The organism is Pseudomonas sp. B12(2026), from assembly GCF_057767015.1.
The window spans coordinates 5675996-5700573 of the sequence record NZ_CM173430.1; the positions used below are offsets into that span (position 1 = coordinate 5675996).

Genomic DNA, 24578 nt, shown 5'->3' on the forward strand with positions numbered 1-24578 from the left:
GCTCAGAGGCTGGTGGTGGCTTGGCTGGTCTGGCGGCCTTGCGCGTCGTACTGGTAGGTGGTGACGCGGCCGGGTTCGGTGACCTTGGTTTTCAGGTACAGCGTGGGGTGCCACTCGGTGGTGATGGTGCGGGCCTGCGGGGTGCCGGACGCCTCGGTGCGGCTCACTTCGAGGCCACGGGCGTCGTACTCGTAGGTGGTGACGTTGCCGTTGGCGTCGATGCGACTGGCGGGCAACCCATCCGCCCGGTAGGTCACTTGCCTGCTGGCGGCGGCACAGTTGGTGCTGGCCTCGCCCTCGCGTTGCGAGATCAGCCGGCGCTCGCCGATGGTCAGGTAATGGAAGACGGTCGCCTTGCCCAGCGGGTTGGTGATCCGGGTGCGATTGGCATCGAGATAGTCGAAACGCACCAGGCCAACGTCGCCGGCATGGCTGCTGGAAATGGCACGCCCGGCCTCGTCATACGCCCAGGTGGCATAGCGCACGCCGTTCTCGTCGGTTATGCCTGTCAGCAGATGCGGGCGAGCGGCTACCTCGTAGTGGTAGAGGCGCTTGGCACCCGCACGGTCGACGCTGGTGAGACGCCCTTGGTCGTCATAGCCGTAGGTGATGTGCAGGTTGCCGAAATCCACGCGGGACAACTGGCTGCCGTTGTAGTTGAACGCGAGCGAGCGCCCGCCTGACTCGACGATCTGCTGCAGAAGACCGTCGGCGCGCCAGCTGAACGTGAGGGGAAGTCCGTCGCGCGGTTGCAGACGGCTGAGCATGCCCAGCGCGTTGTAGGTCTCGACGTTGCCTTGCGCGGTCGTCAGGCTCCAGCCGGCCTGGTTCGGCAGTTCGACCAGGCTCAAGTGTTCCTCGGGAGCAGCGCTCCAGAGCTTGCCGCTGAGCTTGAATCCGATCGCCCGGCCATCGGGTCGATAGAGTTTCAGCTGGTTCGCGCCCAGTTTGGCGACGCGCAGGTCCCATTCGTGAACCCAGCCAAGCCCCAGCGGGCCGGACTGGTTGCGGCTGCTCCAGTAATTGCGGTGCAAACCCAGCAGCGAACCCGGCACGCTCAGGTCGGTTTCGAGCTGAACCTTCTGGCCGGTGGCACCGAGGATCGGATTGCTGCCATTGCATTCATTGCTGGCGCACTCGGCGCAGCATTGGCCGCTGGCGTCCAGCACGCCGCTGGGGCACAGGTCGGGCTGGCCGGAAAGGTAGACCGAGGAATCGTTGAGGGTGTCGGGCAACCACATGCCAAAGAGCTGTCGCTCGATGGTGAAACGGCACAGGGATTCGCTGCCGTCGATGTCTGCGACCGACAGATTGTTGATGCGCCACTGGACATTCGGGCTCTGGGAACGCTTCTGCTCCAGTTTCCGCAGGCCCTCGCCTTGCTCGCAGGCGGCCTGGTCACTTGGCCAATAGCTGTTGGAACTGTCGCGCCAACGGAACTCGGCCTGGGATGTTTGCAGGGCTAGAAACAGCACCAGGCCAATGAGAATACGCAGGTTCATGGTCACTTCTCCGGGGTCAGGGGAGACCGAGTGAAGCAACCTGCGATCGGCACGTTTGTTAACGGGTAGGCACGCCCAGGCCGTGGGAACTCTTCTGGCAAACATCCCGGAACTGTCTTTCAGCCGGGCTCCTCAGCAGCCCCCGGACCTGAGGGTCTTTCTTACTTCGGGGGCCTTTCTTCAGCAGCGCCAGAACGGCCGCAGCGCCTCCAGCCGCGCCTGTTCGCGGGTGACGCCGATGTCGCGCAATTGCTCGTCGCTCAACTCCAGCAACTGCTTGCGGGTGCGCACCCGGCGCCAGAACTGCTGCCAGCGGCTCTCACCGTGGCCGCGCGGGGCCACGGTGGCCTCCCGAAGCCCCAGCAGTTCCTGCTGATACAGGGTCAGGCGTACATCGCTCATGCCGCTCATGTCGTCGCTCCTCCTCTTCCGGGTTCATCGGGCGTGGAGATAGCGTGACGAATCGGCGAAAAGCATCACAGATTCAACGCGGAAGAGTTTTTTCCATACAGAGACCAGCAAATCCCCTCTGAATGGCGTATTTTTTCCTGATCTGTACTGTATCCAGCCGGATCGGCCCGGCAGCGGAGATCTGTCATGAAACGCTACGCGCAGCTTGCCGCCACCCTTGGCGAACGCATCGAGCAGGGCCTGTACCGCCCCGGCGACCGCCTGCCCTCGGTGCGCGCCCTGAGCGACGAGCACGGCGTCAGCATCAGCACCGTGCAGCAGGCCTACCGCGTGCTGGAGGATTCCGGGCTGGTGGAGCCGCGGCCGAAATCCGGCTACTTCGTCCCCGAGCGGCGCCATCTGCCGCCGCTGCCGGCGATGACCCGTCCGGCGCAGCGGCCGGTGGACGTCTCGCAGTGGGACCAGGTGCTGGAGCAGGTACGCCGCGCGCCGGGCGGTGAGTTCGTCCAGCTCGGGCGCGGCACGCCGGATATCTCCAGCCCGTCGCTCAAGCCGCTGCAGCGCGCCATGGTCCGCGCCGCGCGCCGCGCCGATGTCTACAGCCTGGGCTACGAGGGCCTGCAGGGCTCGCTGGCGCTGCGCGAGCAGATCGCCCGGCTGATGCTGGATTCCGGCTGCCAGGTGCCGCCCAGCGAAATCGTCGTCACCACCGGTTGCCAGGAGGCGCTGGCCATCACCCTGCGCGCCATCTGCCAGCCGGGGGATATCGTCGCCATCGACTCGCCGAGCTTCCACGGTGCCATGCAGGCGCTCAAGGCGTACGGGCTCAAGGCGCTGGAAATCCCCACCGACCCGATCAACGGCGTTAGCCTGGAGGCGCTGGAGCTGGCCATGGAGCAGTGGCCGGTGAAGCTGATCCTGCTCACCCCCAATTGCAACAACCCGCTGGGCTACATCATGCCCGACACGCGCAAGCGCGCCCTGTTGACTCTGGCGGCGCGCTACGACGTGCCGATCCTCGAAGACGACGTCTACGGCGAGCTGGCCTACGCCTTCCCGCGGCCGCGCAGCATCAAGTCCTTCGACGCCGACGACCGCGTGCTGCTCGCCGGTTCCTTCTCCAAGACCGTGGCGCCGGGCCTGCGCACCGGCTGGGTGGTGCCGGGGCGCTACCTGGACCGCATCCTGCACCTCAAGTACATCGCCAGCGGCACCTGCGCGCCGCAGCCGCAGGCGGCGCTGGCCGAGTTCGTCGGCGGCGGCCACTACGAGCCGCACATCCGCCGCATGCGCGCGCAGTACCAGCGCCACCGCGACCTGATGAGCGAGTGGGTCGGCCGCTACTTCCCCGAAGGCACCCTGGCCAGCCGGCCGCGCGGCGGCTTCATGCTCTGGGTCGAGCTGGACGCGCAGTTCGACAGCCTGCGGCTGAACCAGGAGCTGCGCCGCGACAACGTGCAGGTGGCGGCGGGCAGCATCTTTTCCGCCTCGGGCAAGTACCGCAACTGCCTGCGCATGAACTACTCCAGCCGCGAGCTGGCGCGGATCGAGGACGCGGTGCGCAAGGTCGGCGCCTGCGCCACGCGGCTGACCGCCGAGCTGCGCGCGCAGGACGAGGAGCTGCTGCCGGCCTGAACATCCACAGCCCGGTGCTGCCGCAACGCACCGTGCTGCTGTACCTTGTTGTTCTTTTGCAAGGCGCCTCCCTTGACCAGTCTCACCCTCGGCCCGCTGGCCATCCCCCTGCCCCAGGTCCTGCTCTACCTCGGCTTCTTCGGCGCGCTGCTGGCCGGCTGGCTGACCGGGCGCAAGCGCGGCGCCAATCCGGAAGGCGCGCTGTTCGCCATGCTCCTCGGCGGCCTGCTGGTGGCGCGGCTGGCCTTCGTCGCGCGCTACTTCGAGCAGTACGCGGCGACGCCGCTGGGCATCGTGGATATCCGCGACGGCGGCTTTCTTGCGCTGCCGGGGGCCATCGCCGCCGCGCTGATCGGCACCGTGCTGGCCTGGCGCAAGCCCGGGCTGCGCCGCCCGCTGGCGGTGGCGGCGGTGGTCGGCGTGAGTCTCTGGGGAGGCGGCAAGGCGCTGGTCTCGGCGCTGGACCGCAGCCAGCAGATTCCCGAGCTGACGGTGATGGACCTGCGCGGCCAGCCGGTCGACCTGCGCGCGCTGGATGGCCGGCCCCTGGTGGTCAATCTCTGGGCCACCTGGTGCCCGCCGTGCCGGCGCGAGATGCCGGTGCTGGAGGCGGCGCAGAAACAGCGCAGCGATGTGCGCTTCCTGCTGGTCAACCAGGGCGATGACGCCGAAACGGTGCAGCGCTTCCTGCACGAGCGCGGCCTGAGCGATGCGGCGGTGCTGCTCGACAGCGGCACCCGCCTGGGCCAGGCCACCGGCTCCTACGGCCTGCCCACCACGCTGTTCTACGACGCCAAGGGGCGCCTGCGGCACAGCCAGATGGGCGAACTCTCCGCCGCCAGCCTGGAGTACGGGTTGGGCCGGATCAGGGACTGACCCGCCCGGCTCTTCGTCCGGCCGTTTCTGTGTCCTCACGCGGGTAGATGGGAATCCCCCGCGCTCGCCATTTCATAACGGGAATCTCCACGAAACGATACGCCGCCGCCGATGCCAGCAGCGCCGCCAGCAGCGTGACGCCGCTGAACAGTAAACCCTGGGCCGGCGGTGGCACCCAATGCTCCAGAGCCGACAGCATCGGCATGTGGAGCAGATACAGTCCGTAGGACCAGTGCCCCAACCGCTCCAGTGCGCGACGAAATGTCCGCCCGACAAATCCCACGGCAAGCCGCTGTTCATTGCCATAGCGCTGCACAAAAACGAGAAACCACAATCCCAGCAAAGGTAGAAGCAAATAGAGCGTGAAGGGGTCTACACGTCCGACAATGAACATCGCGTCGCCAACCATCCCGGTGCGCAGCAGCACTAGGAGCATGAGCAGCGCCAGACAGAGCCCACTGAACCACGGCGTCGGTCGTGCAACGGGGCCGGGCGCATGATTGTGATGAATCGCGGCGAGCGCACCCAGCAGAAAGACTTCGAAGTTGTAAACGATGTCCTGGTGCGCCAGCAGATTCCATGTCTCGCGGCTCATCTGCACGCCATACGCATGCGGGAAATGATGAAACCGCGCGACCACGAAACAGCCATACGCAACGCTGACCAAGCCTGTGGAGCCCACCAACCCGGCTTTACCATGAAGCCAATGGCACGCCAGGAAAACGATCGGCGCCAGCAGGAAAAATACCACCTCCACCGGTAGGCTCCAGTAGACGTGATTGAGCACTACCTCGCCCGTCAACTTGTAGGCGCCGGCAAACCAGAAAAGCGCTGCCACCTCTGTCATTCGCTCCCGCGCGAGCGGCCAGTAGATCGCCAGGCACAAGAGAATGGACAGGTAATAGAGTGGCACTACACGCAGGACGCGATTGCGGTAGTAGCTGAGCAGCCCGGCAGGTGAACGGACGTCATAGCGCCTGCTCGCGAAACCACGGGTGATCAGGTAGCCGCTCAGGCAGAAGAACAGCAGCACGGGCACGTAGCCGAATGGACGCAGCAGCCACCCCAAACCAGCGCAGCCCGGCAGTTGCGCGAGGTTGAACGGGTAATGCCGCAAGACCACGGCGACGGCGCAGGCGCCGCGCAGCATCAGTAGATAGTCGAAAGAATCGGTTGAACCGCGTTGCGTCATCGGGAGATCACTCATGCAGGGAATGGCGATGAGCGACTCAGGATAAGCACATGGTTCTTTCCAGGGACTGTAACCGCTGACGGAAACGTCCTTATCTCCGACACCGCCTTGTCCGTAGCTCTGGCCGGTTCAGTGGCAAGACCGACCCAACCGGCGCTTCAGCGAAAGCCTCCGACCTCGTCGCGCAAGCCGGCGGCCAGGGTGTCCAACTCGCACACGGTCTGCGCCAGGTCGGCGACCACCTCACCTGACGCTGTTCGCTGTTGGACGACTAAAAAGCCTAAAAAGGACCTAAAAAAGGGACAAATTTCTTTTTCACACTCTAATCCTGACCCGCCAACTAGATTCAGAGTAGAAAAATAAATCTGTCTTTTCCCGTATCTGTCCCCTTTACCTGAGAAAACGCTTTTCTAGCTCTCCCTGCCACACACGCCACAAACAAGAGGCTCTTTTTTCCGTGATTTATTCATAATCCTGACCCAATCGTATCGCCAGGTCCCATCTACCCCAAATGATGCCATGCGAGCCCCACAAAACGGACACCTTATAATAAACACCAAGAAAAACTGGCCCCCTCCACCCACTAGAACTATAACCACTAGAGCCACGAAAAGCTTATCAAAATACCAGGGCAATGTGACAAAAGCAGAGGAAATTGCCCCAACAAGAATCAAAAAACCCGCCACACATACAGAAGCTCCAAAAAAAACAAATAAACTCTTCGCTCTATAAAAACTCATAAATCCCTACTTCCTTTCGGATTGTTTCAGCGAAGGATCAACAGGTGATGTCCAGCTTTTACTATTGGCTCCTAGCTCCCCATACGCAGAGGCGCCGCCCTCGATACCCGACTTAATAATCAAAGGAATCAAAGGAACAGGGGATGAGCTTTCTGCCATATTTGAGCCTATAACTCTTGGCGCATACTGTGGACCAAATGTTCCAACAACCTTTCCACCTACAGCACCAAATGCCCCACCTATCGAAGCTCCAATAATAGATGGCATGTTTAAGTTATCGGTTGTCTTTTTGCCATTAGTTATATTCCCCACAAACTGTCCAGTAGCATTGGCCACAGCATTACTACCAGCTGCCACGACAAAAGCCCCAGCGGAAGATCCAGCAGCGTAAGAAGCTAGTGGCTGAAATGCTGCTGCAACTCCCGCACCTGCAGTAGCACCCAATACAGCGCCTTTTGCCGCTCCACTCCCACCGCTCGCTGCATACCCGGTGATGCCGCCCCCTATAGCACCAGAAATCGCACCGCCAACGATATGCCACCAGCGCCCATCTGGATCGTAAAATTTAAGGGGGTTGTTCTGTACATAAGCATATCGATTAAAACTACCTGGTATTTCCTCTTCCGCTCCCACCGGATCCACCGACAAAAACCGCCCGATCACCGGGTCGTAATAGCGCGCTCCCATGTAGACCAGTTCGCTGGACTGGCTTTGCACATGCCCGGTGAAGCCCACCGAGCCGTAGCCGCGATAGGCTGGCGTATCCTGTCGCTCGCCATAGGGGCGGAAGTGCTCCCGCCAGAGGATGTTGCCCCCTTCGTCGGTCGCCGCGACGGGCGAGCCGAGCAGGTCGTTGTGGTAATAGGTCACTAAGACTTCGGCGGAGCGGGCCGCGCCGCTGATCAGCAACGGACTAAAAAGGGGACAGATTTGAATGGCACTTACTTAGTGCTAACTGATTGATTAGAAAAAGAAAGGCCGCTCTTGGTCTACGGTGATAGTTGCGAGCACACACCGAGCCCAAGGAGCAGCCCATATGAATCCTAGGCGCCAAGCCATCCTTCATCAACAGCGGCGTGTCCGCCGACAAGCCTCGAACGCGGATGCCTACGCGTTCTTCAACCTGCTGACCGGTCCCGACTTGTTCGACTGCGTGGAGTCATTGCTGCCGGATCATCGGGAACGCCTGTTCCCGCCAACGGAGACGCTGTCCATGTTCATGGCCCAGGCGTTAAGCGCCGATGGTTCCTGCCAGAAAGCCGTCAATGACCTGGCGGTCAAGCAATTGCTCGGCGGTTTGAAACCGTGCAGCACACACACCGGTGGCTACTGCCGAGCGCGACAGCGGCTTCCCGTGGAGATGGTGTCCACCCTGGTCCGCAATAGCGGCAGCCTGATCAGCAGCTATGCAGCCAAGACCTGGCAATGGATGGGGCGGCCGGTGCGCCTCGTGGATGGTACGACGGTCTCGTTGCCGGATACGGCTGCCAATCAGGCGGCCTATCCGCAATCGCGTGGGCAAAAGCCAGGCCTTGGTTTTCCGCTTTTCCGGCTGGTGGGCATTGTCTGCCTTTCCAGTGGTGCGGTGCTGAACGCGGCGCTGGGGCGTTTTCGCGGTAAGGGTGGCGACGAACAAACCCTGCTGCGCTCGATACTCGATACGTTGAACGCCGGCGATGTTCTGGTGGGTGATGCCTATTATGCCACCTACTTTCTGCTGTGCGAATTGCAGCGCCGCGGCATTGATGGCGTGTTCGAGCAATATGGTGCGCGTCGGCGCAGTACCGATTTTAGGCGCGGCAAACGTCTGGGCTCGCGCGACCATCTGATTGTCCTGGAGAAACCTCGGAAGCGTCCGCCCTGGATGGGCCTGACGGACTACGAGCAGATGCCGGACCGGCTGGAAGTTCGGGAGTTAAAAGCCGGTGACAAGGTTTTGGTCACGACACTGAGTTGCGCCAGTCAAACGCCCAAGGCGGCCCTGAAAGCCCTATTCAAAAGCCGTTGGCACGTCGAACTGGACCTGCGCAACCTCAAGTCCACGATGGGGCTCGAGCGACTGAGTTGTAAAACGCCCGCGATGGCGACCAAGGAACTCTGGATTTACCTGCTGGCACACAACCTGATCCGTTTGATCATGGCGCAATCGGCCTCAATGGCGGATTGCTTGCCTCGGGAACTGAGCTTCAAGCACAGCCTCCAGCTCTGGCTGATCTGGCGGCAATTGGAGGCGGATGCGAGCCAACCCGAAAACCTACATGGTCTGTTGCTCCTGATCGCCCAGCAACGTGTTGGCAACCGTGCCGGCCGAGTGGAGCCGCGTGCGCTCAAGCGAAGGCCGAAACCCTACCCCTTACTGACCCGAACGCGCCAAGCTGCGCGTGCGGAGATTCGGAGAAGTGGACATCCCAGGCGGGTTAAGTAAGTGCCATTCGGGACAGATTTATTTTTCACACTCTAATCCTGACCCGCCAACTAGATTCAGAGTAGAAAAATAAATCTGCTTCTTTTTTCCTATCACTTAGCCCTATAAGTACTGTAAGGGCCGTTTGCCCCATACAAATACCCATCCGTACCGCTTACGCCTAAGACCAAGTAAACTCCTCCAACCTCACAACATAAAATTACATCATTCTCTGACACGCCACTACCTTTATAAATAAACCCCTTCTCAGCCGCCCCGCCCTTCAGAGAGTGAACAATTTTAAATAGGGCAATTTTTTATCCCCATCCGACTGCAATAATTCAACCCCACCTATAAAAACAGTGTCTGACTTTGACACCATTTCATCCAGTGAAAGATGCTTCAACAAATACGCCCAACCCGTGCTAGAAGCTAAAGCTCCGCAGACCACTATAACCGCCATAATCATCTTGTTCATTCGAGGTCCCCATTGAGACCGTGCATCCAAAAAAAGGCAGGTTTAATTTCTGCAATCTAATTCTGATCTACCGACCAAGCTTAGAATAGAAAAATAAATCCACCATTTTGCCGGCCACAGCAACAAACGTCTAATCGGCAGCTCCGACCTCATATATTCCATAAGGACCGTTCACCGAGTAGTACAAACCATCCTCTCTCTTTGAAACAAAGAAAAGATAACCCCTTCCAACTGTGCAACAGTGCGGCTCCAGCTCTGAAATCCCAAACCGGAAAGCCACCTTAATTATTTCACTAACATTAAAGCCACCAAAACTCCGCAGAACCTCTACATTTGCAAATTCAACATCAGCATAAGATTTATCAGGAACAGGGAGTCTAGACGTCGAGACAACACGACCAATTAATATAGCTTCCGACCTATCGATCTTCTCATCAAGGCGATACTCTTCTACTTGATTTCCAGAAGCACATTCAACCAACCAGAAAAGGACAAAAGCCACCACCAACCGGCCAGCCATATACTAGTTCTCCAAGTGCATAGGTTCTGATCTTCGTAACGGGATATTATTCTGAGCCCTAACCTTATTCTCGTTTGAAACAGCATTCCCCGTATCACCACCAACAACCCTAGGTATGGAGTGCCCGACTAACTCATGTGCCAGTATATCGGCAGCATTATCCTGTAGAACTTTGCCATCCTCACTTTTAAGACCATTATACGAGCCTCCGGAAACTACAACCGTATTACTACCATCACGATACGTATAGTGTGTCATCCCTCCTTTCGCCTCCTCATCAACCTTATATCTTGCCCCAGTCGGAGAGACGTACTCGCTCCGAATATCTAAGTAAATTTTCTTGTCACTATTTATGGCTTGCACAAGCCGTTCCGAGTAGTATCCTGACCCACCATTCGCCGCCGCACCCGTTACCTCTAGCTTATTTTTTCCGTTAAATCTAAAAGTCATATTTGCACGGGAGTTTATCATCTCCGCCAACTTGACATTATTGCGAGATTCAACCGAAATAACTTCCGCTCCGTTTGGATCAAGATATCCATGCGGATTATTATTTGCATAAGAATATCTATTAAATGTCATAGGCGACTGGGGATTACTACTCACCGGATCCACCGACAAAAACCGCCCAATCACCGGGTCGTAATAGCGCGCTCCCATGTAGACCAGTTCGCTGGACTGGCTTTGCACATGTCCGGTGAAGCCCACCGAGCCGTAGCCGCGATAGGCTGGCGTATCCTGCCGCTCACCATAGGGGCGGAAGTGCTCCCGCCAGAGAATATTTCCCCCTTCGTCGGTCGCCGCGACGGGCGAGCCGAGCAGGTCGTTGTGGTAATAGGTCACTAAGACTTCGGCGGAGCGGGCCGCGCCGCTGATCAGCAACAACCCCAGGCCAAGCAGCTTCATCCATTGACGCATGATTGTTCTCCCTGTTCAGAAAGCGATCCCTGAGCGTCCGCCGACCGGATAGCGGCGCTCCTGGCAGTTGGAAACGCCGTTGCCATTGCTGTCGACGAACTCGCACTGCATTCGCGAGGCGATGCGTTCACCGGCCAGGTAGATGTGCTCGACGAAGCCTCCGTCGGCGGGGAAGTCCTCGCGCAGCAGCCGACCGTCCTGGCCATACAAGGCCAGTTCCTGAATGCCGTTGGCGAAGGTGGTGACGCTGCGGTATCCGCGAGGGTCGTAGATGTAACTCTCGGTCGGGGAGGAGCAGTTCCATTGCGGATCGATGCAGAATTGCATCATCTGGTTGACGTTGTTATAGGCGTAACGCGAGCGGCCCTGGGTGAGGTTACCGCGATTGTTGTAGGTCAGCGCGAGGTTGAGTGAACCACTGAGAGTGGAGAGACGGCCCTGGCCGTCGTAGCCATAGGTCAGTTGGCGACCACCGATACTCTGCGCCGTCAGGTCATTGCGGGTGTTGTAGGCGAAGGTCGCGTTGCCCCAGATGCCGTTGGCGCCAGTCAGACGATCAAGCCCGTCGTAGCTCATTGTCTGGTTGTAGCGGCCATCGACTTCGTCCACCAGTTGCGTCAGGTTGCCGGCCGTGTCGTAGGTATAACGCTGGGCCATCGGGACGAAGAGTTGGGGGAGCCCGCCTACCCGGCGATCCGTAGGACGCAACCGCTGCGAGTCCTGCCCGATCGTCAATGTCCGCCCGTTGGCGAAGGTCAGGGACTTCAGCGCGCCATTGGGATGGAAAGTCACGTTGCTGGCAAAACTGCCGACCTGGGTGGGACGGCCATAGACATCAGGGTTGTAGAACACCTGGAGGCCGCTGGGGTAGGTAATGGTGTGCAGTTGATCCAGCGAGTTGTAGCCATAGCCAATGCTGAAGCTGCGCTGTGGACTGGATAGCGTCAGGGTTTCCTGGATGATCTGGTCATGGGCGTTGTAGGTGAAAGTCCAGGCAGTGCCCTGATAGGACGTTTGCCTCAGCAGACGGCCACCGAGGTCATATGAGAACGTGAACGTCTGACCGCCCGAAAGATTCTTGGCGGTGAGGCGGTTCATCGCGTCATAGCTATACGCATCTGTGGTCGCAGCCCCCACTGTCTGGCTGATGCGATTGCCCGTCGCATCGTAGCCGTAGGTGGTGGTCTGGGTTTCCGGGTTGAATTCGCTGGTGAGGAAGCCCCGGGAGTCATAGCTATAGGTACGCCTCAAACCGCCCTGTTCGAGGGCTGTAACGCGACCGAGGTTATCCCGGGTAACAACGGTGGTGACGCCATTCGGTTGTTCGATTCGCGCAAGGCTGCGCTCATCCGGATCACCGAACGACACATGGTATCGCCGTGTCTCGTTACCTCTTTCGTCACGCTCCGTTTGCAGGTTGCTACCACCGTACGCAAGGGTACGAGCCGATCCGTCCGCATGCCGAACGGCCTTTCGGCGCCCCAGGCCGTCGTATTCGAAACGCTCGCCCGTGTCACTCACAGCGCCGTACCCCGGCAGGGAGAGAAACACTTTTTGCCCATCGGCCTGGTAGGTCGCACTCGTCACGATAGGTGAAGGGCCACCTTGCTCTTGCTGGTTGGTCAGAAAGCCCAGGGGGTTGTATTGACGAATCCGGGTATAGCCCACCCGGGTGGACGTTTCCGTAACGCCTGACGAGGAAAAGTCGTAGCGGATGTCGTAGCGGGTAAAGCTGCTCTTGGGAAGCTGGATCATGGTGACGCGGTTCATCGCGTCGTAGGCATAGCTGGTCACCCGCCCTAAGGGATCAGTCAGCGAAGCCAGGGTGCCGGTTGCATTGACAGCGCGCGCAATGATCCCACCGTCGGGCTGTACCGTCTGCCGCGCAATGCCCCTGTAGTAATCGGAATGTTGGGTGACCCTTCCGTTGGCGTCGGTTTCTCTGGCGAGATCCCCCCTGGATGTATAGGTGTAGCGAGTGACGACGCCATACCGGGACATCTGGGACAGGCGGCCAGCGTTCGTATAATTGCTACTGATCGAGCCCGGGATACCGGATACAGACTTGCTTGCAACCTTGCCCAGCATCCATGCCCCACCAGGGCGGGTGTAGGTGTAACTGGTGGTGCGGTTTGCCTCGCCCTGCTCCGAGACAGTCAAGGGCTGTCCATAACTGTCGTAGGTGTAATTCGTGGTGTATCTGCCCCCGTCCTGGGTAATCACCCGCTGCTTGAGGATCGGTGCCCGTGTGCTGTTCTCAACCAGCAGGTTGTAGCGACGCATTTCCTTCTGGGTGGAGAGTTCCTGGCGATCCCAGGTATATGTCTCCGTGCGCAAGGCGGCACCGCATGTGCTTCCAGAGCGGCGGGCGACAGTCTTGCGTACCAGGTTGCCAACCTTCCAGAGCCCCTGATCCACTCCCGAGGCACCATTGGCGATGGTGTTACTGCCCACGTGTTCATAGGTGATGCACTGCAAGGGACCGTTTTCCACCGTCTGGTCATTCCTGGGGGAGTAACCCTTGGTGTACTGGTAATTCCATACCAGAGTGGAGGGCTGTACACCGGTAACCCCCGACAATGTCCGACGTTTGATGACATTGAGCTTTTCCGCCACGTCCACGCCCATCTGCAGGACGTCATAGTCATAGCTCGTCTTCAGCCCGGAGGGACTGGTCATGGCCGTCATGGAGAATCGTCCCGGCACCGTTCCCACCAGCGAGTTCGTATTGTTATAGGTGTAGGTCCAGCGGGTACCGTCCGGGTATTTGACCGTCGACAGATAGTGCGGCTTCGCCCCTGCGTTCCAGTTCGCATCGACATAATCGAAGTCTATGTAACGGCCATTGGCGGCAATCCTGCTCAGGACCGCACGAGGTCCATTTTCGTCGCGGTATGAAAAGTCGACCGAACGACCATCCGATGCGCTGATTCGTTTTAACAGATGATGCGGCGCAAGCTTGTTGGAGGAAGTGATGTTGTAGCTGAAGTTCAGGGCATTGCCATCCGCATCTTCGATGCGGGTAACGAAGTAACTATGCAATTGCTGATCGGGAGAAACGGTACCTTTCAGGTCGAAGACATATTTTCTCCCTTCGGGTGAAAACACCAGAAGGCCACCGTCCCCCTTATTCTGGCTACTCGGCAAGCAGCGGCCGATCCAGCGTGACTTGGTGATGAAGGCATAGTCATTGCCATCACCATTGGCCAATACCTGTCGTGAGCCATCCGGTAACTCAAGAATCGGATTGAGGTTGGAGGCAGACTGGGCAATCTGGCAGCCACGGTTGTTATCCGCCTGATTGAGTGTCTTGTACGTGTCCGAGACCCATACCCTGCCAAAGTGCAGATCCCAACCAGTACCGAATGGCGTACGCTCCGCATAACCGTTGCTATAGGGACCGACGCTGTTAGTGACGCTCTGGTAGTTACGCAACACATCGATATCAAGGCCGCCATTACCGGGAATGACCAAGTCCCTGACCAGTATCTTGAGCGCCCCGCTGAATGGGTCGACGCTATCTACCTGGTTGTTACCCGCATAACTTCGATCTGTATTGAAGCCTGGATCCTGATATGACCCCACGGCTGCGTTATTGAACTCTTCTGCGGCAGCCAGATATTGCGAACCGGCAAGGCACGATATCCAGGCAACGACAATTATGCGTCTGCTGACCAAAGGCTTCTCCTTGATTCTGAATACCCGGCCAGAACCTCCTGGCCGGATGGATCAAGGGCGAAGCTAATAAACAGTTCCCTGGCAGATGGCCGGGAATACCCAAGGCAATTTCTTATCTGAATGTCAGAAATATTCGAACTTCAATCGACTTCCGTTGGCCAGACGCACTCGGAGCGCGTCTGGCCGAGGAGCGGCTTGGGGTTATTGAATCTGCTCGGGCGTCACGATCACCCAGTTCCTGTCGGCGGTGACCGTCTGGCCCAGTTTGGCCTGGGCCTCGGCGTTCTGCTTGATCATGCCGTTGAGCTGGTCCATGTACTTGGCCTTGCGGTTGATCCACAGGTGCACGCCGTTCTCGGCGGTGCCGTTGAACAGCATGTAGCCGTCGCTGCTGGGGGTGTCGCCGCCGACCAGGATGGGCTTCTTCCACTGGTCGATGTAGGTGAGGATCGCCGCCTGCTTGCCGGCCATCCAGGTCGCCGGGGTCCACAGGTAGGGCGTGACTTCCAGGTCCAGGTTGGCCCCGGGATCGTACTTGCCTTCGGCGATCTGCTTGCGCGCGGTGGTCAGCGCGCCGCTCTGGCGGTCCTTCAGCAGGGTGGTGACGCCGATGACGTTCTGCGGCTTGACGTTGTAGCCGTACTTCGGATCGCTGGCGACCATGCGCACCAGTTCCTCGTGGGCGGCGCTCATCACGTAGACCTCGATGCCGTTCTCCATCAGCTTGTTGTACAGCTCCTGCTGGCCGGTGAAGACCTTCGGCGGGCTGATCTCGGCGGTCTTCAGCGCATCCCCCTCGTAGTAGGTGCCGGGGATCGGCTTGCCGTAGGCCATCAGTTCGTCGACGTAGCCCTTGAGTTCCTTGAGGGTGAAGCCGGAGAACACCTGGGCGACCCACGGGTAGCAGACCATGTCGTCGACTTCGCAGAGCCGGTTGTAGTAGCTGTAGAGGCTCTCCTTGTGGCCGTTGACGTCCTTGAAGGGGATCAGCTTGAGCGAGGGGTCGAGTTTTTCGCGGGTCAGCACGCCCTTCATTTCCAGGAAGGGCAGCAGCGACTCTTCGAGGTCGTAGCGGTAGGTGGTGTTGTCCATGTCGAAGACCGCGAAGGCGCCCTTGTTGGCGTTGGCGGCGATCAGGGCGTCGAGCTGTTTGGCGGCCGCTTCCGGCCAGTGCTTGAGTTCCGTGGCGGCATGGGCGGTGGTGGCAAGGCCGGCCAGCAGCAGGCCGGCGAGCAGAGTACGCATGGGCTTCATGGGGTTCCCCCGAGGTGGTCGTTTGGGTTGGGGACAAATCCGCGGCGGGCCTCTCCCTGGACTAGTCCAGAGCCGACCCTAGCAAAGCCATGTTGCAGCTCGACGACCGATGTCGACGCGGAACATCGCATCCGCGCCAGAACGTATCCGTGCGCGGCAGGACATATCCGTGCGCGCCCGCGCTAGTCGAGCAGCTCGACCGGCGGCAGCTGCATGGCCTGCACCTCGGCCAGCAGGAAGTCGCGCAGCCGGCACAGACGCTCCTGCTGCCGGCGCGCCCGCAGCCAGACCAGGTAGTAGCTTTCGCCGCTGGCCACCGCGCTCGGCCAGGGCAGCGCCAGCCGGCCCTGGTTGGCGTCTTCGGCGACCATCACCAGGTCGCCGATGGACACCCCATAGCCCCGCGCCGCGGCGACGATGCCCAGCTCCAGGGTGTCGAAGACCTGGCCGCCCTTGAGCGAAATCCGCTCGCTCAGGCCCATGCGCTGCAGCCAGCGGCGCCAGTCGCGGCGGTCCGGCGTCGGGTGCAGCAGCTCGGCGCCGGCCAGCCGCCCGGCGTCCCACGGGCCGTCATCGAGCAGCGCCGGCGAGCCCACCGGGATCAGCCACTCGGGGAACAGCAGGGTGGCTTCCCAGTCCGGCGGGAAGTGCCCGGCGCTGAGCAGCACCGCGCAGTCGAAGGGTTCGTTGACGAAGTCCACCTGGTCGACGTCCATCCAGGCGCTGGTCAGCTGCACCTCGACGTCGCTGTTGCGCAGGCGGAAGTTGCTCAGCCGCGCCAGCAGCCAGCGCATGGTCAGGGTCGAGGGCGCCTTCAGGCGCAGCACGCCGTCCTCCGCGCGCAGGCTGGAACAGGCGCGCTCCAGCGCATCGAAGCCGTCGCGCAGGCCGGGCAGCAGCAGGCGCGCCGGCTCGGTCAGCGCCAGTTGCCGGCCGCGGCGCTGGAACAGGCGGCAGGCGAAGTGCTCCTCCAGGGTGCGGATGTGCCGGCTCACCGCGCTCTGGGTGATCGCCAGTTCCTCGGCGGCGCGGGTGAAGGATGCATGGCGGGCGGCGGCCTCGAAGGCACGCAGGGCATAGAGGGGCGGCAACTGGCGGTTCATCGCGGGCTCCGGGGCTTTCCAGGCATGAGTATGACTCATGAAGCGCATCGCTTTTTTCCTTTTGTGCCCGGCCGGCTGGACGCCACAGAATGGGCACCTTTCCATCCGGACGGCCCCTCTGCGGGCCGCCGCTGACTGAGCCTGACTCATGAAACGCCTCTACCGCGACGAACTCACCGCCATCCTGCGCCTGGCCGGCCCGCTGATTGCCGCCCAACTGGCGTACGTGGCGATGGTGTTCACCGACACCGTGATGATGGGCAGGCTCGGCCGCGAGGCGCTGGCCAGCGGCGGCCTGGGCGCGTCCAGCTACGCGCTGGTCTCCACCGTCTGCGTCGGCGTGGTGGCGGCCACCGGCAATCTGGTCGCCATCCGCCACGGCGCGCGGGACGTCGCTGGCGTAGTCCAGGCGACCCGCGCCGGCCTGTGGATCGGCCTCGCCCTGTCGCTGCTGGCGGGGCTGCTGCTGTGGAACCTGGAGCCTGTCCTGCTGAGCTTCGGCCAGGCGCCGGAAACCGTTGCCGGGACCATGAGTTTCCTGCGCAGCATCGTCTTCGCCCTGCCCGGCTACATGCTGTTCATGGTGCTGCGCGGCTTCACCAGCGCCATCGAGCGCGCCGGCCCGGTGATGGCGATCAGCGTGATCGGCGCGCTGGCCAACTTCGCCCTGAACTACGCCTTCATCGAGGGCCTGTTCGGCCTGCCGCGCCTGGGGCTGGCGGGGATCGGCCTGGTGACCACGCTGGTGATGAACGCCCTGCCGGTGATCTTCGCGCTGTACCTGCGCTGGCACCCGGCCTACGACGCCTATCCGCTGTTGCGCGGGCTGTGGCGGCCGGACTTCGCGGTGATCGGCGAATCCCTGCGCCTGGGCCTGTCCATCGGCGGCACCTACGCGGTGGAATCGGGGATGTTCACCGTGGCCACGCTGTGCATGGGCGCCATCGGCAGCACCGCGCTGGCCGCGCACCAGATCGCCATCCAGTCGGTGTACGTGGCCTTCATGGTGCCGGTGGGGATTTCCTACGCGGTGACCTTCCGCATCGGCCAGCACTACGGCGCCGGCCGGCTGGTCGAGGCGCGCCGCGCCGGGCGGCTGGGGATCGGCTTCGGCGGCGCCTGCATGTTCGCCTTCGCCGCGCTGTTCTGGCTGGCGCCGGAAGCGGTCATCGGCCTGTTCATCGACCAACGCGACCCGACCAACCGGGACGTGGTGGAGCTGGCCGTCAGCCTGCTGGCGATCGCCGCCTGGTTCGAGTTGTTCGACGGCACCCAGAGCATCGCCATGGGCGCGATCCGGGGATTGAAGGATGCGCGCACCACCTTCCTGGTCGGGCTGGCCGGTTACTGGCTGGTCGGCGTGCCGATGGCGCTGCTGCTGGCCTTCCCGCTCGGCTGGGGGCCCGGCGGCGTGTGGTGGGGGCTGGCCTCGGGCCTGGCCTGCGCGGCGATCGGCCTGTGCCTGGCGTTCGAGGCCAGGACCGCCCGGTTGCTGCGGCCGCAGGAGGCTGAAGCTGCCCTCGGCGCCTGCTAGCTGTTGATCGAATCCTGCAGGCGCAGCGCCCGGCTGCCGCCGAACACCAGGAAGCGCGCCAGCTCCGCCAGCGGCAGCGGCCGGCTGATCAGGTAACCCTGGACCTGGTCGCAGCCGAACTGGCTCAGCTGCTTCTGCTGCTCGCCGGTCTCGACCCCCTCGGCCACCACCTCGAGCTTGAGGTTGTGCGCCAGGTTGATCATCGCCCGCACCAGTTGCAGGTTTTCCGGGCGCTCGTGCATGCCGCCGACGAAGCTCTTGTCGATCTTCAGCAGGGTGATCGGCAGGCTGTTGAGGTGCACGAAGGAGGAGAAGCCGGTGCCGAAGTCGTCCAGCGAGAAGCGCACGCCCAGCCGGCCGAGGGTCTGCATGGTCTGCAGCACCTGGTCGCTGCGGCGCATCACGGCGGTTTCGGTGAGTTCGAATTCCAGCCAGCGGGCGTCCACGCCGCGCTCGCGGATCAGGCGCTCCAGGGTCGGCAGCAGCTGGCTGTCCTGGAACTGGCGGAACGACAGGTTGATCGCCATGTGCAGCGGCGGCAGGCCGCGCCCGCGCAGCCACTGCATGTCGCGCAGGGCGCGGGAGATCACCCAGTAGCCGAGCGGCACGATCAGCCCGCTCTCCTCCGCCAGCGGCACGAAGTCCCCCGGCGTGAGCAGGCCGCGTTCGGGGTGGCGCCAGCGCACCAGCGCTTCCAGGCCGACGATGCGTCCGTCGTGCAGGTCCAGGCGCGGCTGGTAGTGCAGTTCCAGCTCGTCGCGGCGCAAGGCGCGGCGCAGTTCGCTTTCAAGGTCGGCGAGGCTGCGCGCGCCGCGGTTGATGCGTTCGTCGAACACATGGAAGGTGCAGCCCTGGCGGGCCTTGGCCTGCTGCATGGCGATGTGCGCATGCCACAGCAGCGGGTCGGCGCTGTCGCCGGGGCGGGCGTTGGCCATGCCCAGGCTGCAGCCCAGCAGCAGGCTTTCGCCCTCGACCCAGTAGGGCTCGCCGAGGGCCTCGACGATGCGTTCGGCGATCCGCTCCACCCGCGCCGGGTCGCGCCGGGTATCCAGCAGCAGGGCGAATTCGTCGCTGCCCAGGCGGGCGATGTGGTCGCCGCTGTCCAACTGCGCCCGGAGGCGGCCGACCACCTGCAGGATCAGCCGGTCGCCGGCCTGGTGGCCGAGGGCGTCGTTGACGTGGCGGAAGTTGTCCAAGTCCAGGTGCCCCAGCGCCAGGCCATGGCCGCCGCATTCGCTCAGGCGGGCGGCGAGCAGGGTCTGGAAGCCCTGGCGGTTGGCGATGCCGGTCAGCGGGTCCTGCTCGGCCAGGCTCTGCAGGGTGTGCTGCAGCGAGGCGCGCTCGCGCACGTAGCGCAGGCAGCGGCGCAGCACTTCGGCGTTGAGGCTTTCCGCCGCCAGCCAGTCGGCGACGCCCGCCGGCTCCTGCGCGGGCTCGCGTTCGAGCAGCAGGATCACTGGCAGGTGGCACTGATGGGCGGGCGGCAGCTTGCCGGGCGTGGCCAGGACCAGGCCGACCTGGTCTTCGTCGAACAGGCTGCTGGCGGCCTGCCAGGACGGCGCGGTGATCAGCGAATAGCCCTGCCCCAACGCGGCCAGGTGTCCGCGAAGTAGCTGGGCCCACTGTGGCGCTTCCGCCAGCAGGAGCAGGCGCGCTGGTTCGACCGACGCTGCCACGCGACCCCCGTGTCCATGCGATGGGAAGAAACCTGGCGCCGTCCCTGTGCCCGCTCTCCCGGTTTTGAAGGCTCCGCCGGACCCGGCTCCCCGGATACAGACGAAACTTCAGAGAAACTCTTAAGAGTTTTCTTCAAGTATTGCTCACACAAGCCTAATACATGTACGGATTTATCCAAAACCAGGAAACACGATCCCGTCACAGATCGCCGCGATTCCCAGCGGCGCCCCGCCTCCCGGCACGGCCTGCTAGAATACGCGCCCGCTTCGCCACAGACTCCCCCGCCCTTCATGTCCCGACTCAATCCCCGGCAGCAAGAGGCCGTGAACTACGTCGGCGGCCCGCTCCTGGTGCTGGCCGGCGCCGGCTCCGGCAAGACCAGCGTGATCACCCGCAAGATCGCCTACCTCGTGCAGCAGTGCGGCATCCGCGCGCAGTACATCGTCGCCGTGACCTTCACCAACAAGGCCGCCCGCGAGATGAAGGAGCGCGTCAGCACCCTGCTGCGTCCCGGCGAGGGCAAGGGCCTGACCGTCTCGACCTTCCACAACCTGGGCCTGAACATCATCCGCAAGGAACACGCGGCCCTGGGCTACAAGCCCGGCTTCTCGATCTTCGACGAGGGCGACGTGAAGGCGCTGATGACCGACATCATGCAGAAGGAGTATTCCGGCGATGACGGTCTGGACGAGATCAAGAACCTGATCGGCAGCTGGAAGAACGACCTGATCCTTCCGGAAGAGGCGCTGGAAAAGGCGCGCAATCCCAAGGAACAGACCGCCGCGATGGTCTACCTGCACTACCAGCGCACGCTCAAGGCGTACAACGCGGTGGATTTCGACGACCTCATCCTGCAGCCGGTGAAGCTGTTCCAGGAGCACCCGGAAATCCTCGACAAGTGGCGCAACCGCGTGCGCTACATGCTGGTGGACGAATACCAGGACACCAACGCCAGCCAGTACCTGCTGGTGAAGATGCTGGTGCAGCAGCGCGCGCACTTCACCGTGGTGGGCGACGACGACCAGTCGATCTACGCCTGGCGCGGCGCGCGGCCGGAAAACCTGATGCAGCTGAAGGAAGACTTCCCCTCGCTGAAGGTGGTGATGCTGGAGCAGAACTACCGCTCCACCAGCCGCATCCTGAAATGCGCCAACATCCTCATCGCCAACAACCCCCACGTGTTCGAGAAGCAGCTGTGGAGCGAGATGGGCGAAGGCGACCCGATCCGGGTGATCCGCTGCCGCAACGAGGAGTCCGAGGCCGAACGGGTGGCCATGGAAATCCTCACCATCCACCTGAAGACGCAGCGGCCCTACAGCGAGTTCGCCATCCTCTACCGGGGCAACTATCAGGCGAAGCTGATCGAGCTGAAACTCCAGCACCACCAGATTCCCTATCGCCTGTCGGGCGGCACCAGCTTCTTCGGACGCCAGGAGGTGAAGGACCTGATGTCCTACTTCCGCCTGCTGGTGAACCCGGACGACGACAACGCCTTCCTCCGCGTGATCAACGTGCCGCGCCGGGAGATCGGCTCCACCACCCTGGAAAAGCTCGGCAACTACGCCACCGAGCGCGGCGCCTCGATGTTCAACGCCATCGACGAAATGGGCCTGGCCGAGCATCTGGATACGCGCTACATCGAGCGCCTGCAGCGCTTCAAGCGCTTCATCGACAAGGTCCGCGAGCAGTGCGCCGGCAACGACCCGATCGGCGCGCTGCGCAGCATGGTGATGGACATCGACTACGAAAACTGGCTGCGGCAGAACGCCTCCAGCGACAAGGTCGCCGACTTCCGCATGGGCAACGTCTGGTTCCTCATCGACGCGCTGAAGAACACCCTGGAGCGCGACGAAGAAGGCGACATGACCATCGAACAGGCCATCGCCAAGCTGGTCCTGCGCGACATGCTGGAGCGCCAGCAGGAAGAGGAAGAAGGCGCCGAGGGCGTGCAGATGATGACCCTGCATGCCTCCAAGGGGCTGGAATTCCCCTACGTGTTCATTCTCGGCGTGGAGGAGGAAATCCTCCCGCACCGCTCCAGCATCGAGGCCGATACCATCGAGGAAGAGCGCCGACTGGCCTACGTGGGCATCACCCGGGCGAAGAAGAACCTGGCCATGACCTTCGCCGCCAAGCGCAAGCAGTACGGCGAGATCATCGATTGCTCGCCCAGCCGCTTCCTCGACGAACTGCCGCCCGAGGACCTGGTCTGGGAAGGCCAGGAAGACGAGCCGCAGGAGGTGAAGGTGGCCAAGGGCAATTCCGCGCTGGCGGATATCCGGGCGATGCTCAAGCGCTAGACCGCTCTCTGTAGGAGCGGACCTTGTCCGCGAATCATGCAGGCTGCGCGGCCGCCTACCGGCGGATCGCGGAGAAGCTCCGCTCCTACAAGATCAAGCACCCCTCCCCCTGACTTTGCGCAGGAGCGGACTCATCCGCGATCCGGCCGGCAGGCCGCTGCCTGACGGCTATCGCGGACTTTGTCCGCTCCTACGGAAGCCTGTTACTCTCCGCCCATCGAAAAACTGTCCATTCGATCAGCAATTGCATTGGTCGGACCGTCGCGCAGAAGGCCACTGGCATTGTAGAATTACGCGCTTCATCAGCGGCAGCCGCTCCGGAAGCACCCCCGTGAACACTCTCAAAGACAAAATTCGCAGCGAAGGCGTTGTTCTCTCCGAACAGGTCCTCAAGGTAGACGCCTTCCTCAACCACCAGATCGACCCCGCGCTGATGAAGCAGATCGGCCACGAGTTCGCCGAGCGCTTCAAGAACCAGGGCATCACCAAGATCGTCACCATCGAAGCCTCGGGCATCGCCCCGGCGGTCATGGCCGGCCTGGAGCTGGGCGTCCCGGTGATCTTCGCCCGCAAGTTCCAGTCGCTGACGCTGAAGAACGACCTGCTGATCTCCAAGGTGTTCTCCTTCACCAAGCAGACCGAAAGCACCATCGCCATCTCCGCCAAGCACCTGACCAGCGCCGACCACGTGCTGGTGGTGGACGACTTCCTCGCCAACGGCCACGCCGCCAAGGCGCTGATCGACCTGATCCAGCAGGCGGGCGCGAGCATCGCCGGCCTGGGCATCGTCATCGAGAAGTCCTTCCAGGAGGGCCGCGCCCTGCTGGAAAGCGAAGGCTACCGGGTGGAATCCCTGGCCCGGGTGAAGTCCCTGGCCAGCGGTCAGGTCGAGTTCCTCGAGGACTGATCGCCCCACGCGTGAAAAAGGCGGGCGCCGCAAGGGCCCGCCTTTTTTCATGCCCGCGCATCGGGCGCAGGGCGAATCGCAGGCATGAAAAAGCCGCCCGGAGGCGGCTCTTTCCACACAGGTCGGCTATTACAGGCCGGACATGTGTTTAATCGCGGCTTTCAGCTCGTCATCCGAGCAGTCGGCGCAGGTGCCTTTCGGCGGCATGGCGTTGAAGCCGGAGATGGCGTGGGCCAGCAGACCGTCGATACCGCCCTGTGCCTGCGCACGCTTGCTCCACTCAGCCTTGTCACCGACTTTCGGCGAGTTCAGCAGGCCGGTGCCGTGGCAGTTGGTGCAGACCTTGCCGACGATCTCTTCGCCCGAACGCGGAGCACCGCCGCCGCCGGCCGAAGCCACGGCGCCAACACCCGCGCACTCCTGACCCTGCACGCAGACTTTCCCCACTGGCTCAAGACGCTTGGCAATGGCGTCATCGTTGGTTGCGGCCTGAGCGCTTACAGCCCACAGGGCCAGCACGGCAGCTTGGGCTGCCAGCATTTTTCTAATCAGGTTCACCCTTTCACCCTCATCGTGGCTTATCACACCCAGGCGCGGTAGCAGTCATCACAGTCTCGGGCCGCGCGGGCGGGCGCAGTATAACGGCAAAGCCCGCAAGCTCGAAACAATTGCGCCACCTTGCCGGGCCTTGCGGCATTAGGTCGCAGCTGGTCTGGCCGGTCCTACCGGCTGCTCAAAAATTTGCCGGCGTGGTGGCGCTGATCAATCGCGCCGGGGCATCGAACGGATTGCGGAAACGGTGGGGCTTGGTGCTGTCGAAGTAGTAGCTGTCGCCGCGTTCGAGCACGAAGGTCTCGTCGCCGACGGTCAGCTCCAGGCGCCCTTCGACCAGCACACCGGTCTCTTCGCCTTCGTGGGCATACATGTCGTCGCCGGTGTCGGAACCCGGGGGGTAGGTCTCGTCGAGCAGGGTGATGGCGCGGCTGGGATAGTCCTTGCCGACCAGCTTCATGATGATCGAGCCGCTGGACAGGTCGCTGAGCTCGTCCGCCTTGTAGACCACCGGGGTGTTGCTGTTCTGCTCCAGGTCCAGGGAGAAGAACTCGACCAGGGACATCGGAATACCACCCAGCACTTTCTTCAGCGAGCTGATGGAGGGACTGACGCTGTTCTTCTCGATCATCGAGATCGTGCTGTTGGTCACACCCGCCCGTTTGGCGAGTTCGCGCTGGGACAATCCTTTGAGCTTACGGATGGCTTGCAGACGAGCACCGACGTCCAAGGGTGGGGTCCTCCTTATTCTTGTGTTCAGGCAGGCTCAAGAGCCTGTTCATGATCTGCTGCGCTTCGGCATAACCGCGTTGAAAACGTTCTCGGGATGCTCATTTACAAAAGTAAATTCCGCTCCCTCGGACGTTTTCGCCTTGTTCTGCTCTAGCTCGCGAGATC

General features: G+C 61.9%; 19 protein-coding genes. 6 read left to right on the plus strand and 13 right to left on the minus strand.

Features of this window, described 5'->3' with window-relative positions; translation table 11 throughout:
• Positions 1 to 2: 2 nt before the first annotated feature.
• Both AC3B6A_RS26355 and AC3B6A_RS26360 read right to left on the minus strand, forming a co-directional pair.
• The gene (locus AC3B6A_RS26355; protein WP_488400044.1) at positions 3 to 1502 is read right to left on the minus strand and encodes a DUF6531 domain-containing protein; all 1500 of its coding nucleotides are present in this window, start codon (positions 1500 to 1502) and stop codon (positions 3 to 5) included.
• Positions 1503 to 1682: 180 nt separating this feature from the next.
• Complete coding sequence (locus AC3B6A_RS26360) at positions 1683 to 1913, minus strand: DUF1127 domain-containing protein (RefSeq protein ID WP_488400045.1); 231 nt, start codon at positions 1911 to 1913, stop codon at positions 1683 to 1685.
• Positions 1914 to 2099: 186 nt separating this feature from the next.
• Here AC3B6A_RS26360 and AC3B6A_RS26365 point away from each other — a divergent pair, with 186 nt between their 5' ends.
• Both AC3B6A_RS26365 and AC3B6A_RS26370 read left to right on the plus strand, forming a co-directional pair.
• Positions 2100 to 3548 carry an aminotransferase-like domain-containing protein gene (locus AC3B6A_RS26365; RefSeq protein ID WP_488400046.1) on the plus strand — a complete coding sequence of 483 codons (1449 nt, stop codon included), beginning with the start codon at positions 2100 to 2102 and terminating at the stop codon, positions 3546 to 3548.
• Positions 3549 to 3620: 72 nt separating this feature from the next.
• Positions 3621 to 4424, plus strand: coding sequence for a redoxin family protein (locus AC3B6A_RS26370; RefSeq protein WP_488400047.1), 804 nt, complete (start codon positions 3621 to 3623; stop codon positions 4422 to 4424).
• Here AC3B6A_RS26370 and AC3B6A_RS26375 read toward each other — a convergent pair.
• Positions 4414 to 5616 carry an acyltransferase family protein gene (locus AC3B6A_RS26375; RefSeq protein WP_488400048.1) on the minus strand — a complete coding sequence of 401 codons (1203 nt, stop codon included), beginning with the start codon at positions 5614 to 5616 and terminating at the stop codon, positions 4414 to 4416. The genes AC3B6A_RS26370 and AC3B6A_RS26375 overlap by 11 nt on opposite strands.
• 746 nt (positions 5617 to 6362) lie before the next feature.
• Positions 6363 to 7226: an RHS repeat domain-containing protein gene (locus AC3B6A_RS26380; protein ID WP_488400049.1), complete on the minus strand. Its 864-nt coding sequence runs from the start codon at positions 7224 to 7226 to the stop codon at positions 6363 to 6365.
• A gap of 166 nt (positions 7227 to 7392) precedes the next feature.
• Here AC3B6A_RS26380 and AC3B6A_RS26385 point away from each other — a divergent pair, with 166 nt between their 5' ends.
• Complete coding sequence (locus AC3B6A_RS26385) at positions 7393 to 8781, plus strand: IS4 family transposase (RefSeq protein ID WP_488400050.1); 1389 nt, start codon at positions 7393 to 7395, stop codon at positions 8779 to 8781.
• Between the two features lie 262 nt (positions 8782 to 9043).
• Here the strand turns inward: AC3B6A_RS26385 and AC3B6A_RS26390 are convergent, their stop codons facing one another.
• The 6 genes from AC3B6A_RS26390 to AC3B6A_RS26415 all read right to left on the minus strand — a co-directional run bounded on the left by AC3B6A_RS26390 (position 9044) and on the right by AC3B6A_RS26415 (position 16711).
• On the minus strand, positions 9044 to 9238 hold the full coding sequence (locus AC3B6A_RS26390) for a hypothetical protein (protein ID WP_488400051.1): 195 nt from the start codon (positions 9236 to 9238) through the stop codon (positions 9044 to 9046).
• A 130-nt stretch (positions 9239 to 9368) separates the two neighbouring features.
• Positions 9369 to 9758 (minus strand): hypothetical protein, encoded by a 390-nt coding sequence (locus tag AC3B6A_RS26395; RefSeq protein ID WP_488400052.1) that lies wholly within the window; start codon positions 9756 to 9758, stop codon positions 9369 to 9371.
• A gap of 3 nt (positions 9759 to 9761) precedes the next feature.
• On the minus strand, positions 9762 to 10676 hold the full coding sequence (locus tag AC3B6A_RS26400) for an RHS repeat domain-containing protein (protein WP_488400053.1): 915 nt from the start codon (positions 10674 to 10676) through the stop codon (positions 9762 to 9764).
• Between the two features lie 15 nt (positions 10677 to 10691).
• Positions 10692 to 14354, minus strand: coding sequence for an RHS repeat protein (locus tag AC3B6A_RS26405; protein ID WP_488400054.1), 3663 nt, complete (start codon positions 14352 to 14354; stop codon positions 10692 to 10694).
• A 201-nt stretch (positions 14355 to 14555) separates the two neighbouring features.
• A complete protein-coding gene (gene pchP / locus AC3B6A_RS26410; RefSeq protein WP_488400055.1) occupies positions 14556 to 15608 on the minus strand; it encodes a phosphorylcholine phosphatase PcpP in 1053 nt (350 codons plus the stop codon).
• Between the two features lie 182 nt (positions 15609 to 15790).
• Positions 15791 to 16711, minus strand: a complete 921-nt coding sequence (locus AC3B6A_RS26415) for a LysR substrate-binding domain-containing protein (protein WP_488403724.1) — start codon at positions 16709 to 16711, stop codon at positions 15791 to 15793.
• Positions 16712 to 16859: 148 nt separating this feature from the next.
• Between AC3B6A_RS26415 and AC3B6A_RS26420 the strand changes: the two genes are divergently transcribed.
• Positions 16860 to 18245, plus strand: coding sequence for a NorM family multidrug efflux MATE transporter (locus AC3B6A_RS26420; protein WP_488400056.1), 1386 nt, complete (start codon positions 16860 to 16862; stop codon positions 18243 to 18245).
• On the opposite strand, the gene AC3B6A_RS26425 is transcribed toward AC3B6A_RS26420, so the two are convergent.
• The gene (locus AC3B6A_RS26425; RefSeq protein WP_488400057.1) at positions 18242 to 19921 is read right to left on the minus strand and encodes a putative bifunctional diguanylate cyclase/phosphodiesterase; all 1680 of its coding nucleotides are present in this window, start codon (positions 19919 to 19921) and stop codon (positions 18242 to 18244) included. The two genes, AC3B6A_RS26420 and AC3B6A_RS26425, sit on opposite strands and share 4 nt — an antisense overlap.
• A 291-nt stretch (positions 19922 to 20212) precedes the next feature.
• On the opposite strand from AC3B6A_RS26425, the gene rep reads away from it, so the two are divergent.
• The gene (gene rep, locus AC3B6A_RS26430; protein ID WP_488400058.1) at positions 20213 to 22222 is read left to right on the plus strand and encodes a DNA helicase Rep; all 2010 of its coding nucleotides are present in this window, start codon (positions 20213 to 20215) and stop codon (positions 22220 to 22222) included.
• A gap of 331 nt (positions 22223 to 22553) precedes the next feature.
• On the plus strand, positions 22554 to 23129 hold the full coding sequence (locus tag AC3B6A_RS26435; RefSeq protein ID WP_488400059.1) for a xanthine phosphoribosyltransferase: 576 nt from the start codon (positions 22554 to 22556) through the stop codon (positions 23127 to 23129).
• Positions 23130 to 23258: 129 nt separating this feature from the next.
• Here the strand turns inward: AC3B6A_RS26435 and AC3B6A_RS26440 are convergent, their stop codons facing one another.
• Positions 23259 to 23687 (minus strand): c-type cytochrome, encoded by a 429-nt coding sequence (locus AC3B6A_RS26440; protein WP_488400060.1) that lies wholly within the window; start codon positions 23685 to 23687, stop codon positions 23259 to 23261.
• A gap of 175 nt (positions 23688 to 23862) precedes the next feature.
• Positions 23863 to 24411: a type II toxin-antitoxin system RelB family anti-toxin gene (relB, locus tag AC3B6A_RS26445; protein WP_207886750.1), complete on the minus strand. Its 549-nt coding sequence runs from the start codon at positions 24409 to 24411 to the stop codon at positions 23863 to 23865.
• Between the last annotated feature and the right edge of the window lie 167 nt (positions 24412 to 24578).

Coding starts and splice junctions, on each gene's coding strand:
- pchP (WP_488400055.1), bottom strand. CDS start 15,608: ATGAAGCCCATGCGTACTCTGCTCGCCGGCCTGCTGCTGGCCGGCCTT.
- AC3B6A_RS26395 (WP_488400052.1), bottom strand. CDS start 9,758: ATGGCTGGCCGGTTGGTGGTGGCTTTTGTCCTTTTCTGGTTGGTTGAA.
- AC3B6A_RS26355 (WP_488400044.1), bottom strand. CDS start 1,502: ATGAACCTGCGTATTCTCATTGGCCTGGTGCTGTTTCTAGCCCTGCAA.
- AC3B6A_RS26400 (WP_488400053.1), bottom strand. CDS start 10,676: ATGCGTCAATGGATGAAGCTGCTTGGCCTGGGGTTGTTGCTGATCAGC.
- AC3B6A_RS26415 (WP_488403724.1), bottom strand. CDS start 16,711: ATGAACCGCCAGTTGCCGCCCCTCTATGCCCTGCGTGCCTTCGAGGCC.
- AC3B6A_RS26420 (WP_488400056.1), top strand. CDS start 16,860: ATGAAACGCCTCTACCGCGACGAACTCACCGCCATCCTGCGCCTGGCC.
- AC3B6A_RS26375 (WP_488400048.1), bottom strand. CDS start 5,616: ATGACGCAACGCGGTTCAACCGATTCTTTCGACTATCTACTGATGCTG.
- AC3B6A_RS26365 (WP_488400046.1), top strand. CDS start 2,100: ATGAAACGCTACGCGCAGCTTGCCGCCACCCTTGGCGAACGCATCGAG.
- AC3B6A_RS26360 (WP_488400045.1), bottom strand. CDS start 1,913: ATGAGCGGCATGAGCGATGTACGCCTGACCCTGTATCAGCAGGAACTG.
- AC3B6A_RS26390 (WP_488400051.1), bottom strand. CDS start 9,238: ATGAACAAGATGATTATGGCGGTTATAGTGGTCTGCGGAGCTTTAGCT.
- rep (WP_488400058.1), top strand. CDS start 20,213: ATGTCCCGACTCAATCCCCGGCAGCAAGAGGCCGTGAACTACGTCGGC.
- AC3B6A_RS26385 (WP_488400050.1), top strand. CDS start 7,393: ATGAATCCTAGGCGCCAAGCCATCCTTCATCAACAGCGGCGTGTCCGC.